Genomic DNA, 14,865 nt, shown 5'->3' with positions numbered 1-14,865 from the left:
TTGTGGCTTTGAAAAATTTTTCCCGCCACGCCTGGCACACCTCAGCCAGCCTTGAGCTTTGAGGCAAGTCTGGCAGTTTCCTCGCCCAACGCTTTCAGTTGCCGGACTGTGGCGTCATCGTCCAGTTTACCTGCATCATCCAGCAGAGTATTTACTCTCGCTACGGCCTTTTGGGTTGGCAACACCATCACCCCAATGTTTTCCAGCAACATTCTAAGCACCGTCAATACGCGCATACCACCGAGTGCCCCGGCAGACGCCGACATAATGCCCGCCACTTTGCCTCGATAGGCTGCAAGGGGCTTTTCATCACCGCTTTGGCGGGAAGCCCAGTCAATGGCATTTTTTAACAAGGCCGGGTAACTGCTGTTGTATTCGGGGCTGGCGATCAAAAAGCCATCGTGTTCCATCAGCAGATGTTTAAATGCCTGAGCACGCTCCGGGAGACCGTACTGCGCTTCCTCATCCTGATTAAATATTGGCATGGCGTAATCCGACAGATTGATTTGGGTTACTTCCGCCCCCGCCTCACGAGCGCCTTCAACGGCAACATCCAAAATGGCCTGGTTATAAGAGCCCGATCTAGTACTTCCTGCAAATGCGAGTAGTTTGGTCATAACGACGCTTCCCTTCAATTGTATTTACTGAGGATGATAGTGTAGCTTGCGCCGAACACCAATGTGATTCCATCGTAAATTTTTAATGACTGCTTGGACTTTGTGCCGATAGCGGAGAGCCCACAGAGCTAATTGACAATAGGAATAATATCAACTCATCAATAACGGGCTGATAATGTTTGGCTTGTTACTGCTTACCTGCCACACTTAGCAGGTATTTTATATTAGGCATCCCTATGAAACTTTTGGTTCGCAATCTTGAACGTAAAACTACTGAACAAGAAATCCGTATTTTGTTTTCTGCGCATGGCACTGTCACTGACTGCCATTTGGTATTAGACCAAGAAACTGGACTATCAAAAGGCTTCGCATTTGTTGAAATGCCTAACGAAGCTGAAGCCAAAACAGCAGTTGAAAACTTAAACCTGTTTAATGTGGCAAAGAGTAAAATCCGAGTTAAATTCGCTCAAAGCTAACCATAGCAAGAGCCAGCTCTATATATCCATTGCTAGGGCCTGTTGACCTTTGCTGTTCGAAATTTGTTCTCTGTGAGTGGTTTAAGGGCAAGGCGAGAGCCATGAAGCTTAGTCAGCTAAGTAAATGGCGAACAACGCGGCCATGGAAGCACTCAGAGTGAGCCCGAAGGGCAGCGTTTGTCGCAATTCCATGCCAGAATTAAAGCTGAACGTGCCTATAACCGGGTTTGTATAAAGACTTCTGCGGCATAAGAATGGTTGATTCTTATAATTCCTAGTCACAACCAATTGCTGGCAGCCAGTGTTGCGCCGGTTATCAAAGATAATGAAAATACCCATCAAACCCAAAAGTTTGGCAACAAAAAGCCTGGAATAATTATCCCAGGCTTTTTAGTAGGTTGGGCAAATTGTAAGCTACATCCTGTCGAGTGTTTCAATTCCCAGCAGGCCCAAGCCCTGTTCTATGGTGGCAGAAACCAGAGCAGCCAGCGCCAGACGACTGTTGCGTACCTCATCGGCAACGTCAGATTTCAGAATTGGGCAGGCTTCATAGAAGGACATAAATGCACTGGCCAAATCATAGAGATAGGTGCACAACACATGCGGCGTGGCGTCTCTTGCGACAACACCAATCACCTCCTCAAACTGAAGCAACAACACTGCCAGCGCGTGTTCCTGCTTTTCGGTCAGATTGATATCAGCCACCAACTCGGTTGGAGCAACGCCCGCTTTACGGAAAATACTCTGAACCCGGGTAAAAGCATACTGCAGATAAGGTGCCGTATTGCCCTCAAAGCTCAGCATGGAATCCCAGTTGAACACATAATCGGTGGTGCGGTTTTTACTCAGGTCGGCGTATTTCACTGCACCGATACCCACCTTGCGCGCGACATCATTGAGTTCTTCACGACTGAGATCCGTATCCCGTTCTGCAATCAATTTACCAGCCCGCTCAACCGCTTCATCCAGCAACTCCACCAGTTTCACCGTACCACCGGTGCGGGTTTTAAACGGCTTGCCGTCACTGCCCAGCATCATTCCAAATGGGCAATGCTCATAGGATTGCTCGGCCTTCATAAAGCCAGCTTTACGACCGACGATTTCCGTCTGTTTGAAATGCAATGCCTGACGGGCATCGGTCAGAATCAGGGTACGATCCGCGTTCAGCGTGCCTGAACGATGACGCATGGCCGCCAAATCGGTGGTTGAGTATAAATACCCGCCACCGGATTTTTGCACAATGTATACGGCGGGATTGCCTTCCTTGTCGGCTAACTCATCAATGAACACCACCTGCGCGCCCTGATCTTCAACCGCCAGCCCCTGAGCCTTGAGGTCTGCAACCACATTAGCCAGATCATCGTTGTAAGCCGACTCGCCCATAATGTCCTTGCGGGTCAGACTGACATTCAGCTTGTCATAGACTTCTTCGCTGTGGGCAACTGAAACATCAATAAATTTGTGCCACAGTTCCATGCACTGGGGCTCACCACTTTGCAGCTTGACCACATACTCACGGGCCCGGTCAGCAAAGCCGTCCTCTTCATCGAAGCGCACTTTCGCTTCACGGTAAAAGTTCTCGAGATCTGATAACGCGGTTTCAGCCACCTGGTTGCTCTGTAGCTTGTCACTCAGATGCGCCAACAGCATGCCGAACTGCGTGCCCCAGTCGCCCATGTGGTTCTGACGAATCACCTGATGGCCGAGAAATTCCAGTACCTTAACCACTGCGTCACCGATGATTGTGGTACGCAGATGGCCTACGTGCATTTCCTTAGCCAGGTTGGGAGAGGAATAATCCACCACCACTTTCTGTTCAGGCTGCTTGGCAATACCCAGGCGCGGGTCCTGAAGGGTAAGCTGGCACTGGCGCGCCAGCCACTCATCGTTCAGGTGAACGTTAATAAAACCCGGGCCGGCGACTTCAAGCTTGCTGGCTACGTCTTCCAGTTCCACGTTAGCCACAATGCTTTCGGCAATATCACGGGGCTTTTGCCTGAGCTGCTTTGCCAGTGCCATGGCACCGTTGAATTGGTATTCACCAAATTCCGGGCGTGCGCTTCGAGTGACCGGTACCGGCGCATCCTGCGCGCCGAGCTTTTGCAACGCTTCGGTAAAACGGCTGACCAGCAGTGCGTGTATGTTCATAATACGTTTAATTCTCTGTTTTCAATCACCGGAGCATTAGTGCTCACGGGTATGTTTAAATTGAATGTCCGGGTAGCGCTCCTGCGCCAGTTGCAGATTCACCATGGTCGGCGCGATATAAGCCAGGTTGTCACCGCCATCGAGGGCCAGGTTCTGCTCCGCTTTGCGACGAAACTCATCGAGTTTTTTGTCGCTGTCGGAATACACCCAGCGGGCAGTACTAACATTAACGTGCTCATACAAGGCATCCACGTTGTACTCCGCCTTCAGGCGCGCCACAACCACATCAAACTGCAGCACCCCAACCGCGCCAACAATCAAATCGTTGTTGGCCAGCGGGCGGAAGACCTGTACGGCCCCTTCCTCAGAAAGCTGGATCAGGCCCTTGAGCAACTGCTTTTGCTTGAGCGGATCTTTCAGGCGAATACGCTTGAACAATTCAGGCGCAAAGTTCGGGATGCCGGTAAAGCGGAAATTATCCCCCCAGGTAAAGGTGTCACCAATGCGAATGGTACCATGGTTATGCAGGCCGATAATGTCACCAGCATAGGCCTCTTCCAGCAGTTCGCGATCGCCGGCCAGAAAGGTTACCGCATCGGAAATACGCACATCTTTGCCAATTCGACTGTGGCGCATTTTCATGCCCTTTTCGTACTTGCCTGAGACAATACGGCAAAAAGCGATCCGGTCGCGGTGTTTGGGGTCCATATTGGCCTGGATCTTAAACACAAACCCACTGAACCCGGCTGAATCGGCTTCAACTTTACCTTCTTCGGTCTCCCTGCCCTGAGGCGCAGGAGCCCATTGAATCAGCCCATCGAGCATGTGATCTACACCGAAGTTGCCCAGTGCAGTACCAAAAAATACCGGAGTAAGTTCGCCTGCCAGAAACAATTCCAAATCAAATTCGTGCGATGCTCCAACCACAAGTTCCAGTTCTTCGCGCAACTGCTCAGCCAGCGCAGAGCCCACGGCTTCATCCAGTTCCGGGTTGTCGATACCTTTTACCGAGCGCACTTCCTGAATGGTGTGGCCCTGACCGGTTTTGTAAAGAATGGTTTCGTCCCGCAGCAGATGATAAACCCCTTTGAATTCCTTTCCACAGCCGATTGGCCAGCTTACCGGCGCACAGGCAATATTGAGCTCGGTTTCCACTTCATCGAGCAACTCCATGGGGTCACGAATATCGCGGTCAAGCTTGTTCATAAAGGTGATGATCGGGGTGTCACGAAGACGGGTTACTTCCATCAGCTTGCGGGTCCGGTCCTCAACCCCTTTTGCCGCATCGATAACCATCAGGCAGGAGTCCACCGCCGTCAGTGTGCGATAGGTGTCTTCAGAAAAATCTTCGTGCCCGGGAGTATCAAGCAGATTCACCAGATGATCGCTATAGGGAAACTGCATGACCGAGGTGGTCACGGAGATCCCCCGCTCCTTCTCCATTTCCATCCAGTCGGACTTCGCATGCTGGCCGGATTTTTTCCCTTTAACGGTACCGGCTTTTTGCAGAGCACGTCCGAACAACAATACTTTTTCGGTTATGGTGGTTTTACCGGCGTCCGGATGCGAGATGATCGCAAACGTGCGCCGCTTGTTAATTTCACTGGAAAAGTTGGCGGTAGCCATAAATTCTCAACCCCAATTTGCACTGGCAATGGTACAAAAAACAGCCGAATAAACCGACTGTAAAAACAAAGGGCGGGATTGTAGCAAAACTCAGAGGCGCTATAAATCGATTCCTGCGACTAACCACAGTGAATGACATGACTTTGATGCTGATCAGGGTGGTGCAAACACCACCCTGAACCAGATTCAGTTTTTAGCCTGAGCAGACTGCGCCTTCTTAATGGCTTCATTAATATTCAAAGAAGCCGCTTCCTGCCGGGGTGGAAATTTCTCAAACGTTTTGATGTGATCCATCAGGATGGCGATGGCTGGCTGGAAAACCCAGCTTTTACGCATTATCTGATGGAAGCCGGTTACACCGTCATAAGTCTCCATCGGGTCTTTTCTGAGATTAAACAGCTTGGGCATAGTATGTACAACCAGGTCCTCATAATAACGCCCACCTGGCTTAGTTGCGAAATGCATTTTCCAGGGGCCAACCCGAAGCGCAGTAAGACTCGATTCATAATAATAAAAGAAATGGTTGCGGGCAGATTTATCGGTTTTGCCCTCCCAGTAAGCCAGATTATTTTCACCATCAATGTACACATTGTCCGACTTCATCAGCGTACCGCGTAAATCATCCTCACCTAATGCAGCGGCCAGGGTAGGAAACACATCTTCGTGAGAAGAAATGCCATTGAGCTTCTTACCGGCAGGGAAATGCCCCGGCCAGCGCACGAGGAAAGGAACGCGCACACCGCCCTCCCAGGTAGTCATCTTCTCACCCCGGAACGAGGTAGTGCCTGCATCCGGCCAGGAACTCTGCTCAGGGCCATTATCTGTGGTATAGATAACGATGGTGTTGTCAGCAATACCTAACTCTTCGAGTTTGTCGAGCAGTTGGCCGACATGCCCATCATGCTCGAGCAAACCGCTGCCAAACAAATCGTCCTCAGAGGAGACATCGGTCGCCAGATGGCGACTCTCAGGCTTCAGGTGAGTGTACACGTGCATGCGACTGGACGCATGCCAGATAAAGAAAGGTTTGTCCTGTTTAACCGCACGCTCCATAAAGTTGATACTGCGGGAAAGTATCTCCTCATCGAAGGTTTCCATACGTTTGCGGGTTAAGGGGCCGGTATCGGTAATTCGGCCATCAGCGTAGGATTCAATGACACCACGAGGCCCGAATTTTTTGATGAACTCGGGGTTCTTTGGGTAGTCTTCCTGTTCAGGCTCTTCTGACACATTGAGGTGGTAAAGATTACCGTAAAACTCATCAAACCCGTGGTTGGTAGGCAAATGCTCATCCAAATCACCCAGATGATTTTTGCCATACTGGGCTGTCATGTAGCCGCGGTCTTTCAAAAATTCGGCAATGGTGGGGTCTTCTTCCTTAATACCCAAAGGGTTTCCAGGCTGCCCCACGGTAGTGAGGCCGGTACGTACCGGAAGTTGCCCCATCAAAAACGCTGCCCGCCCGGCAGTGCAGCTTGGCTGAGCATAGTGATCGGTAAACAGCAATCCTTCATTGGCAATTCTGTCGATATTGGGGGTCTGATACGTCATACCATGGGAATAGGCACTGATCGAAAGTGATGCCACATCGTCAACCATAATCGCAAGGATATTAGGCTTTTCCTGTGCATTGGCCAGGGAAGATGTTAAGCAAATCCAGATAGTAAACAACAATAGATAACCGCGAGCCTTCATGGAAATTGTCCTTTTGGAAGAGGGTAGTATGTCGAATAATCATTACCGATTGGGTTGAAAAAGTGATCACTCTATGCACAAATTCCAACCTGAATTCATACTTCTCCTGTTTTGGCTGATAGCGACTCATCAAAGGATGGCAAATGCCCTCAGGTAAGCCGTGAAGCTGCACAGAACAGGAACTCACAAGCGAATTGATTTAAGGCCTATGTGCTAAGCCACAAGTTAAAAATTAGTAGAGATCTTGAGGGATTACAAATTGCGGAAATTCAGCAAAAAAAGTTATCAGAACCGGATTACGCCAGCAACAGGTGGGTATTTCAGGTGCTTTCCTTATTCAGCCATTTTACCATTATAACAGCGTCTTCCGTGCCGTCTGCACACGGGTAATAACCCTTACGGACTTCCTGAACCACGAAACCATGCCGATGGTAAAGACGTTGAGCTACCAGGTTACCAGAGCGTACTTCCAACCAAACAGATGCCATGGAATGGTTACAATCGCTGAGCAGGGCTTCCAGCAGTTTTTGGCCCGCTCCCTGCCCACGCGCTTGCGGCAATACGGCAATATCCATCAATGTAGCTTCATCGGCAACTTTCAGCACCACAGCGTAACCAATGAATGTTTCACCTGATTCTGCGACCAACAACTCATACGGGGGCGTTGTGCAATCTTCAAAAGTAGTTTTCGACCATGGGCGAAAAACAGCTTCACAGTGCAATTGATATGCCTGATGAACCTCATCAGGGGTTGCAGGTCGTACAACTATTGACACAGGAGATTTAGCCGCACATCGACTGCCAGAGCCTACGTTTTTCGGTTGGCCCCATGCCACTTGGGTTACACGGTAAAACGACCGTATTTCCCGTCACACGGAACTGTTCACCTACGTGCCATTCTGTCAGTTGTTCAGATTCTTTCAGAGTACCAAGCACCAGGAGCGCGCTACGAATATCACTGAGCAGTTGAGCTGACTCAGCCTGCTTTTGTGCACTTAACGGGGAGGAATGTTGAGGTTCATCACACTGTTGCAGGGCATGAGCAGATGCCGATTCCGCCTTTCCGGCGGTCAGCGATGAGCGCAACTGGGCGAGCTTTTCGGCGCCATTGGCCCGGCTGTTCGCAGAAGATTTGGGCGCCTGCCGTATTGACAACTCTGAGGCAGATTCCCCGGCTGAATGGCTATTGCTCTCCTGCTGGGATTGCCAGACGCAGATACCCATTTCCTGCAAAGCAGCAATTTGATATTCGGATAAAAAATGCGTCATAAAAAACGAAGAAAATTAGTATGCTGACACTATAACTCAGCTGATGGGAAAATGGCAGGGGTGGAGGGACTCGAACCCCCAACCATCGGTTTTGGAGACCGCTGTTCTACCAATTCGAACTACACCCCTAGCGCGCTGAGCATTATACGTATGAGTTGTTAAAGGTAAAGCACTTTTACTTAAGATTGGTTCTATTGCTCACCGTTTAGGCAAAAATCCACGTTAACCGGCATCAACAGCATTACCAGAAGTCCGTTGCATGGCTTTAAACCACAATTGGGTAGTCAGTTGCACAATAGGCAGGTGGCTTGCCAGTTGTTCTCCAACCCACTGGGCCGACAACTGTGCACTCCGTGCGTATTCCTCTTCCATTTGGCGCTGTTGGCGTTCTGTCATGTTGTTAATCAGGCTGCAACTGGCGAGATCAAAGAAACGATTACCCAGCGCAGCATATTCCCAGTCCACCACACAGGGCCGCATATCATCCACAATGTGTCCGAACGACAAGTCATTGTGGCACAGCACATAATTTTGCTTGTCCTGCTCCAGCCATTGCTGCGTAAGAGTGGTAACGACATGTCGGATTGGGTCGGTACGGCCCAGCTGAGCCAGTTCGATGTAATGCTGCCATCGGCCGGGCAAGTCCAGCACTTCAGCATCTATCTGCTGTTGGTGAATAGTAGCAAGCACCCTGCCGGCCACCAAAGCCGGTTCATTGTTTACCAAACAGGAAGGACGTTTTGGTTCTGCCCATTTTTCAACCCACACTGAAGCATCCGCACTCTTCCATATCGGTGCCGGAGCCAGGCCCAAACGTGCCAGTTGCTGTTGCAACCCGAATTGACGGTTACGGTCCAACCCGCTGAAATTATCACCTCCGAGCCATTTCACCACCCAGTCGCCTTCGCCGTCTTTTAGCCGCCAGACCCGATTGACCGCGCCGCTTTCCATTTGAGACCATTGCGCGCTGGGAGAAAGCCCCAATACCTGGGTTACCGGCTCAGTGAGGGCCTTCGGTAGCATATTGCCCCTCCCATTCACGGTTCCACTGCCAGTATCCGTAAACAGCAAACCCCACGTAACCCAAAAACAGGCAGGCTGACAGAAGCAGGCCAGTCTGCAAGCATAAATAGGCTGAGGCAATATCGATCACCACCCAGTACAGCCAGTTTTGCAGTACCTTGTGAGCAACCATAAAGGTGGTTATCACGCTGAAGAGCTGAATACTGGCATCGAGCCACAGGTGCTGACTGGAAAACTGGCTGGCGGCAAGGTTAGCCAAACCCAGCGCAGCCAGCCATAAAGCCGGAATCAGTAGCAGATGCCACCACAATGGCCAGCTTCGGATCCCCGTATCAGCACTGCTCTCCTTGCCCCATTGGTAATAACCATAAACCGCCATAACCATATAAAAAACGTTCAGCGCTGCCTGGAATGGCAGAGTAACCTGCCAGAACAGCCAAGTGTAAATAGAGGTACTGACAAATGCACACAACCAGCACCAGCTGTTTTGGCGGGCAGCCAGCCACACATAGGCAAGAGCCAGCACCACCGCCAGCCACTCCGCCAATGATGTGGCGGCAATCTGATTCACAAACTGCTGCACCAATTCAATCACCCTGAGATTGACGCGATTGCATGGCGTCGAAATTAAGAAACTTGGTCACAAAGATTGCCTGCCCCACCGACCGATGGGTTTTCTCCATTTCTTCTCCCAAAATGCGCACCACTGTCTGATAATCGCCGCTAACCTGGGTACTGGTTGACGATGTGAATACCGACAACTGCGAGTAGCCATTCAGACGGTCAATGAAATCCTGGATAGGCGGAATGAATTCATTCACAAGCGGATACAAAGATATTTCTACCATTACCTGCATGACTGCCTCCTAAAACTGATACCGAACCGTAACCCCAAACTGGCGACCATCACCCAGCTGGTAGTAAGGCTCATTAAACTCATAATAGTCTCTCGGGTCGTTACTGAAACCGCCAAAGCCCCTTATGTAATAGGTGCGGTCGAAGACATTTTTCACCCACAGACTGGTCTCCCAGGCCAGCTGCAACCACACCAGCTCTGAATTTACCAGGGTCGTCGCAGGAGAAGTCACGTCGTGACCGTCTGAAAAGCGGTAGTCATCCTTGTAATCCATGTCTAACCGCCAAAGCCAGCTATCGGTCATCTGCCATTCGCTGAACAGGTTAGCGGTGTATTCAGGAGATTGAGCCTGGCGCTGCTTTTCAACAAAATTACCATCAGCTGTTTGATATCCCTCAAAGCTGGCATCCAGGTAACCAATACTCGACTGAACCAGCCAGGCATCACTGGGTTGCCAGCTCAGTTCCAGCTCAACGCCCTGGTTAGTGCCTACATCGGCGTTGCCAATAATGTCAATGAACCCAACTGGGGCGTCTTCACGCTCGTGTAAATCAAAATCTGCCACCTGGGTATTTTCCCTATCCATATAAAATATGGCAGCACGGGCCATCAGAGCATCGTTAAACAGCGGCCCTTTAACGCCCAGTTCATAATTCCAGTTATATTCAGCGTCGAAGAAGCGCTTTTCTTCACTGACTCGCTCATCCGGGTTAATACCAGCGCCCTTATATCCACGGGAAACACTGGCATACCAGAAATGTTCACCGCTGGTGTACTGCAATGCCAGCTTGCCGCCCAGCATGTCTGTGTCGTCGCCATTGTTCAGTCCGCGATTGTCCCGGTAGTCGAAACCGTAATTTTCGGCCCGAAGTCCGACTACCAGGCTCAGCACCGGAGTGAGTTGCGTCTGGGTTTGGGCGTAAACAGCGGTTGTGGTGGGTGAATAGTTGCTACTGAAATCACTGTCGGCATAGGTGTATTGCCTAAGCAAGGTTTCATCGCTGGATTTCAGGTGCGCGCCAATGACCCAGGATGTGCTGCCGGCAAATAAGCGGGCTGATTCAGAAGAGCTGAAACGAGCTTCCAGCGTTTGGGTATCCACCTCCCGGTAATAGGCATCGAAAGATGTGTACCCCCATGGGTGGAATCCGCTATACGTCCAGTCTTCATCATAGCCGTAGGCAATATTATGGCTGGCATGGGTGGCAATAATCCGTAATTCACCGGGCGCGAACTGGTGCGAAAAATTGGCGCTCACGGCGTGTGTCTGATGCTCGTCAAAACCCGGCTCATCAGAGCGGGTATTGCGATCATTATCCAGTGAAAAAGCATCGTAGCCGTTGTCGATGTCATACCACCGATAGCTGAGTGCCAGTTCAGAAGCTGTGCCAGGTTGCCAGTTTAGAGCCAGCCGGGCGGCAGTTTCATTAAGATCATTGCTGGCCTCATCCAAATAGGTATTGGTAACAAATCCGTCACTCTGATTGTGCAAAAAGGCTCCCCGTAGCTGGATATTGTCGCTTAAAGCCCTCCCTGCTCCACCTTCAAAACGATAGGTATTTTGCTTTGCAATACGAACTTCTCCGTATCCCTGAGGCTCTGAAGTTGGCGCAGTGCTGACAATTTTCACCGCACCGGCCAAGGCACCAGTTCCAAACAGGGTGGCCTGAGGGCCGCGATAGACTTCCACCTGCTGGTTATCAAACAGAAGGCCAGCTGCGGCCAACCCGGAAAAATCGAAATCGTCTATGAGGAAGCTCACCGATGGGTTAATGGGTTCGGCGAACTGGCTGCGTTCACCAATACCACGAATTTGTATGAAGCGCCCTCTCGATGCACCACTAGCAAAATTCACATTGGGGGCCAAGTTGAGGATACTGTCGAGATGGTCAGCCTGTCGGCTTTGCAAACGTGTTGCGTCAAGCACAGAAGCGCTAGCGCTGAGTTGATCGAGAGTAACCTGACGAAAATCGCCAGTGACGGTTACGCGTTCAATTTGATTTTCCTGACCTGACAGCGGCGCGCTGGAGGCCAGTGCAGATAGCACGATAAAGGTTGTTTTCATATGGATCTCTTAATCTTAAACAGAAAAAGGACCCGGCGTTACGGCAAACGAATAGGCTTGTGATTTAGACCATCCCTACGCCGGCATTATCCGGATCAGGTTGCAGGGTTCCCGCAAGTCGCGGATCTCAGCCGGTTTAGGCACCCCTTGGCAGCTGCTGATTAAACCAGCAGCAGCGAGAGTCTATCAGTACGGATTAAAACGTCAAGTTATTCTCATTTAACGTAAAATGCAGAAAGGGGAAACCCGGAACCTGCAGGCTCCGGGCAGACAGCTAGCCAAAAATCCGGTAGCGAGCCCGTCGCCAGCCTATTGCAGCCAACGCAATCAGAGAGAAAAGAACTGGGGTAGGTTCAGTTACCTGTTTCAGTACTACATCTTTAAAGCGGGCATTGGTACCGCCGCAATTATCACTAGCCACATTGCCGTCACAATCATTGATGAACACCAGGTCAGTCACGAGACCCGACATAAACTCATCGAGGGTAAAACTGTATGATACCCACCAACCTGAGCCGTCCCAGGAGAAGTTGTCGTACCCAAATTTTTGGGTACCATACAGATTAAAGGTGCGATTCTCCTGAGGCTCAGTGACGCCTTGGCTGAAATCCGCAAACATCAGGCCAGCAATTTCAGGAGACAGGCCGGAGTCATTCCGGTCTTTCACAAAAAAATCAAAACTGATCAGCCACTGGGTTAACGGATCATCCAGGTTGATGGAATCCAATCCCCAGTACTGTGACAAATTCAGTGTAAACCAGGCATTTTCGGACAGTGACAATACGGAGCCCTGATGGTCCCATACACTGTAGGTACCCTGATTCTGGTTGTTGTAGTCATAGGCGGTAAGTTCAGCGCCCTGAAAATCCAAACCATAATTTTTGATGACGGCTGCTGATGCCGGGGTACCGACAAAATAACCCACAACCAGTATTAACGGGAAAATCATTCGCTTCATCAAATCAATCCTTGCAGCGTAAGTTATTTGTCTGAAATTGGCGCGGCCAGATTCAGAGCTCTGAGCAATTCCACTGCAACCCGGCTGTCTTGCGTCAAGACCCGTGGCTTTCCGTCCTTACCTCACGATAAGTTTGGCGACAGAAACAAACCTGATATCTATTTCTGAAACCGAAGAATAAATTCAATCATCAGACAGACATAGGACAGTTTTGAGCATCTTCTAGGACATTTTTATACGCAGATAGGTGTGATTTTTATCAAGGTTGCGTATATTGGAACTTGACTGCGATTGATTTTTGTATGATGAGCAGCAAGAGGTGCACTTGTGAAAATAAATGGCTTGTTTTGGTCAGCGATTGTCCGGGCCTTGTTGAGTATGCGACGAGACATGGGCATTGACAACGATCAGGATATACAGGCTATCGAAGCATTGCCAAAAATTGAGCAGGAGCAACTGAGTGCTGCCGACCTCGATGGTTTACTGTTTTTGCTGTGCCCTCAGGCGCTGCAATCCGAATTCGCAAAAAAACTCTCCTGTTATCTCGACTTCAACCGTATGGGCAACACAACCCTCTACTTCACTGCCCTAAAAGACGTTAGTGAGTGCTTACAGGAATTAGCTGCTTACGGCGACAGTCTGTTTGGAGAAAGTTGCGAATTTCACTTTGATAGGTGTGATGAGAATACCGTGCTTGAATGGCGTTCAAGCCAGTCTCCGCTATCCCAGGTATTAAAGTGCTATTTCCTTTTGTGCCTGTTTCGTCATCTTGCCGGACACAAATTTGATGTTCACGCTTTGGGGGTCGCCAATGACATTACCCCTTGCCCCCATCCAATATTGTCAGTGCTAAGCTCCGGGGTCCAGGCCCCCAATGAAAAGTGGTCACTCACTATCAGTAACAAATGGCTAAGCAGGCCTTCGTTTTATTACAGCGCAAAACTCAAAAGCATGCTCAAACCTGAGTACAAAGCCAGCGAGCAACCCAGTCTGCAGAAGGCTTTGATGGCAGTATTCAGCGAGGCTCAGAGTCCCGCCCGGATCCGGGCAGACTGGGCGGCTGAGCGCCTGCAAATGAGCGAATCGGTATTCAGACGCAGTTTGCGCCAGGAGAAGCTGAGTTTCAGCGCCTTGCTCAAAGATTTTATCCACGACAAATCCTGCAAAATGCTGCTATGCGGAGAAAAGGTAGACACCATTGCGCAGGATTTGGGTTTTTCTGATCGCCGATCACTGGATCGGAGTTTTAAGGACCACACCGGAATCAGCGCCGGCCAGTTGAGAATGCTGGGAAGTCGACTGCGTTTTCGCCGCGGCAATGACAAATTATTGGAACTGGTTGAACATTTTCCGCCTCTACCAACAACCATACAGGCTCTTATCAACTTACCGGAAGAACACACAACCCTTGAACAGGTCTCGGAACTGGTACGCCAGGATCCAATATTCCACGCCCACATCATGAGTAAAGCCAGCCGGGCAATTTACGGGCAGACGCCCAAAAACCTCGAACAGGCCATCGGCCGGAATTTGGGGCTACAAACGGTCAAGCACCTCGCTCTGGTTTTTGCTGCGCAGCAGATACTTACTCAGCAATGTCGGTTTGAACAGGTCAATACACTGACTGACAGCATGTTACTCAGCGAGAGACTGTACTCGAAAGCATTTAGTTACCGGCAAATCAACTCCGATGAAAAAGAATGGGTTCAACAGGCTCTTTTGTTTGGCATGCTATCGGTATTCCTCGTATTTCACGAAGACTGCGCATTTGCGGATGGCGCAATAAAATTGTGGAATCAAACCGAAAGCTTTGCTTCATTTGTCAGTCAGTTAAACGAGCTTTATGGTGTTTGCCTGTACGGAGCCACGACGCTCATGCTGATGCGTTGGGGATACGACAGTGTTCTTAACCAGCAATTGTGGAAGTTATGTCAGCACCCTACCAGCTCAGCAGAGCAGACCATAGAACGTCAGATTCAGTTGTGTCATCAGGTGGCTTTTACCGAATTGGCCTTCATGCCCACTCATCAACAACTCCAGCCACAACTTGAACCTGTTAGAGAACTGCCCAGTGAACAACGTCGTTGCATCAGCGAAACACTGGAAAGCTGGCGCACTGTCGCCTGACCCCG

The 14,865-nt window shown here is 50.1% G+C and carries 13 protein-coding genes, 1 tRNA gene and 2 riboswitches; of the genes, 2 read left to right on the top strand and 12 right to left on the bottom strand.

Annotation, left to right across the window (positions count from 1 at the left end; all coding sequences use genetic code 11):
• Positions 1-41: 41 nt before the first annotated feature.
• Positions 42-617, bottom strand: a complete 576-nt coding sequence (locus DXV75_RS11065; RefSeq protein ID WP_115593480.1) for an NADPH-dependent FMN reductase — start codon at positions 615-617, stop codon at positions 42-44.
• A gap of 236 nt (positions 618-853) precedes the next feature.
• Here DXV75_RS11065 and DXV75_RS11060 point away from each other — a divergent pair, with 236 nt between their 5' ends.
• Positions 854-1,093, top strand: a complete 240-nt coding sequence (locus DXV75_RS11060) for an RNA recognition motif domain-containing protein (protein WP_115593479.1) — start codon at positions 854-856, stop codon at positions 1,091-1,093.
• A 414-nt stretch (positions 1,094-1,507) separates the two neighbouring features.
• Here DXV75_RS11060 and argS read toward each other — a convergent pair whose 3' ends face one another.
• The 11 genes from argS to DXV75_RS11005 form a co-directional block, all read right to left on the bottom strand.
• Positions 1,508-3,241 carry an arginine--tRNA ligase gene (argS, locus tag DXV75_RS11055; protein ID WP_115593478.1) on the bottom strand — a complete coding sequence of 578 codons (1,734 nt, stop codon included), beginning with the start codon at positions 3,239-3,241 and terminating at the stop codon, positions 1,508-1,510.
• Positions 3,242-3,277: 36 nt separating this feature from the next.
• A complete protein-coding gene (gene prfC, locus DXV75_RS11050; protein WP_115593477.1) occupies positions 3,278-4,867 on the bottom strand; it encodes a peptide chain release factor 3 in 1,590 nt (529 codons plus the stop codon).
• Positions 4,868-5,053: 186 nt separating this feature from the next.
• A complete protein-coding gene (locus DXV75_RS11045; RefSeq protein ID WP_115593476.1) occupies positions 5,054-6,562 on the bottom strand; it encodes an arylsulfatase in 1,509 nt (502 codons plus the stop codon).
• A gap of 320 nt (positions 6,563-6,882) precedes the next feature.
• The gene (gene rimI, locus DXV75_RS11040; RefSeq protein WP_181898407.1) at positions 6,883-7,338 is read right to left on the bottom strand and encodes a ribosomal protein S18-alanine N-acetyltransferase; all 456 of its coding nucleotides are present in this window, start codon (positions 7,336-7,338) and stop codon (positions 6,883-6,885) included.
• A 7-nt stretch (positions 7,339-7,345) separates the two neighbouring features.
• Positions 7,346-7,831, bottom strand: a complete 486-nt coding sequence (locus tag DXV75_RS11035; protein ID WP_115593474.1) for a hypothetical protein — start codon at positions 7,829-7,831, stop codon at positions 7,346-7,348.
• 52 nt (positions 7,832-7,883) lie between these two features.
• Positions 7,884-7,960 (bottom strand) — tRNA-Trp (locus tag DXV75_RS11030).
• Positions 7,961-8,053: 93 nt separating this feature from the next.
• On the bottom strand, positions 8,054-8,854 hold the full coding sequence (locus tag DXV75_RS11025) for a phosphotransferase (protein ID WP_115593473.1): 801 nt from the start codon (positions 8,852-8,854) through the stop codon (positions 8,054-8,056).
• On the bottom strand, positions 8,832-9,449 hold the full coding sequence (locus tag DXV75_RS11020; RefSeq protein ID WP_425451701.1) for a nicotinamide mononucleotide transporter family protein: 618 nt from the start codon (positions 9,447-9,449) through the stop codon (positions 8,832-8,834). Before DXV75_RS11020 ends, DXV75_RS11025 begins: the two co-directional genes overlap by 23 nt.
• Positions 9,442-9,711, bottom strand: coding sequence for a hypothetical protein (locus tag DXV75_RS11015; RefSeq protein WP_115593472.1), 270 nt, complete (start codon positions 9,709-9,711; stop codon positions 9,442-9,444). Before DXV75_RS11015 ends, DXV75_RS11020 begins: the two co-directional genes overlap by 8 nt.
• Before the next feature lie 9 nt (positions 9,712-9,720).
• The gene (locus DXV75_RS11010) at positions 9,721-11,775 is read right to left on the bottom strand and encodes a TonB-dependent receptor (RefSeq protein WP_115593471.1); all 2,055 of its coding nucleotides are present in this window, start codon (positions 11,773-11,775) and stop codon (positions 9,721-9,723) included.
• Between the two features lie 55 nt (positions 11,776-11,830).
• Positions 11,831-11,933, bottom strand: a riboswitch (TPP riboswitch).
• A 116-nt stretch (positions 11,934-12,049) separates the two neighbouring features.
• A complete protein-coding gene (locus DXV75_RS11005) occupies positions 12,050-12,733 on the bottom strand; it encodes a hypothetical protein (protein ID WP_115593470.1) in 684 nt (227 codons plus the stop codon).
• Positions 12,734-12,804: 71 nt separating this feature from the next.
• A riboswitch (cyclic di-GMP riboswitch) is annotated at positions 12,805-12,881 on the bottom strand.
• A gap of 179 nt (positions 12,882-13,060) precedes the next feature.
• Between DXV75_RS11005 and DXV75_RS11000 the strand changes: the two genes are divergently transcribed.
• On the top strand, positions 13,061-14,860 hold the full coding sequence (locus DXV75_RS11000) for a helix-turn-helix domain-containing protein (protein WP_115593469.1): 1,800 nt from the start codon (positions 13,061-13,063) through the stop codon (positions 14,858-14,860).
• The last annotated feature ends 5 nt before the right edge of the window (positions 14,861-14,865 follow it).

This window comes from Alteromonas aestuariivivens (assembly GCF_003367475.1).
Lineage (GTDB): Bacteria > Pseudomonadota > Gammaproteobacteria > Enterobacterales > Alteromonadaceae > Alteromonas > Alteromonas aestuariivivens.
This window is presented reverse-complemented; position numbering and strand designations above follow the sequence as displayed.

Bases quoted from the DNA above. Each gene is read 5' to 3' on its own strand.
- DXV75_RS11065 (WP_115593480.1), bottom strand. From the start codon at position 617: ATGACCAAACTACTCGCATTTGCAGGAAGTACTAGATCGGGCTCTTAT.
- DXV75_RS11060 (WP_115593479.1), top strand. From the start codon at position 854: ATGAAACTTTTGGTTCGCAATCTTGAACGTAAAACTACTGAACAAGAA.
- argS (WP_115593478.1), bottom strand. From the start codon at position 3,241: ATGAACATACACGCACTGCTGGTCAGCCGTTTTACCGAAGCGTTGCAA.
- prfC (WP_115593477.1), bottom strand. From the start codon at position 4,867: ATGGCTACCGCCAACTTTTCCAGTGAAATTAACAAGCGGCGCACGTTT.
- DXV75_RS11045 (WP_115593476.1), bottom strand. From the start codon at position 6,562: ATGAAGGCTCGCGGTTATCTATTGTTGTTTACTATCTGGATTTGCTTA.
- DXV75_RS11035 (WP_115593474.1), bottom strand. From the start codon at position 7,831: ATGACGCATTTTTTATCCGAATATCAAATTGCTGCTTTGCAGGAAATG.
- DXV75_RS11025 (WP_115593473.1), bottom strand. From the start codon at position 8,854: ATGCTACCGAAGGCCCTCACTGAGCCGGTAACCCAGGTATTGGGGCTT.
- DXV75_RS11015 (WP_115593472.1), bottom strand. From the start codon at position 9,711: ATGCAGGTAATGGTAGAAATATCTTTGTATCCGCTTGTGAATGAATTC.
- DXV75_RS11010 (WP_115593471.1), bottom strand. From the start codon at position 11,775: ATGAAAACAACCTTTATCGTGCTATCTGCACTGGCCTCCAGCGCGCCG.
- DXV75_RS11005 (WP_115593470.1), bottom strand. From the start codon at position 12,733: ATGAAGCGAATGATTTTCCCGTTAATACTGGTTGTGGGTTATTTTGTC.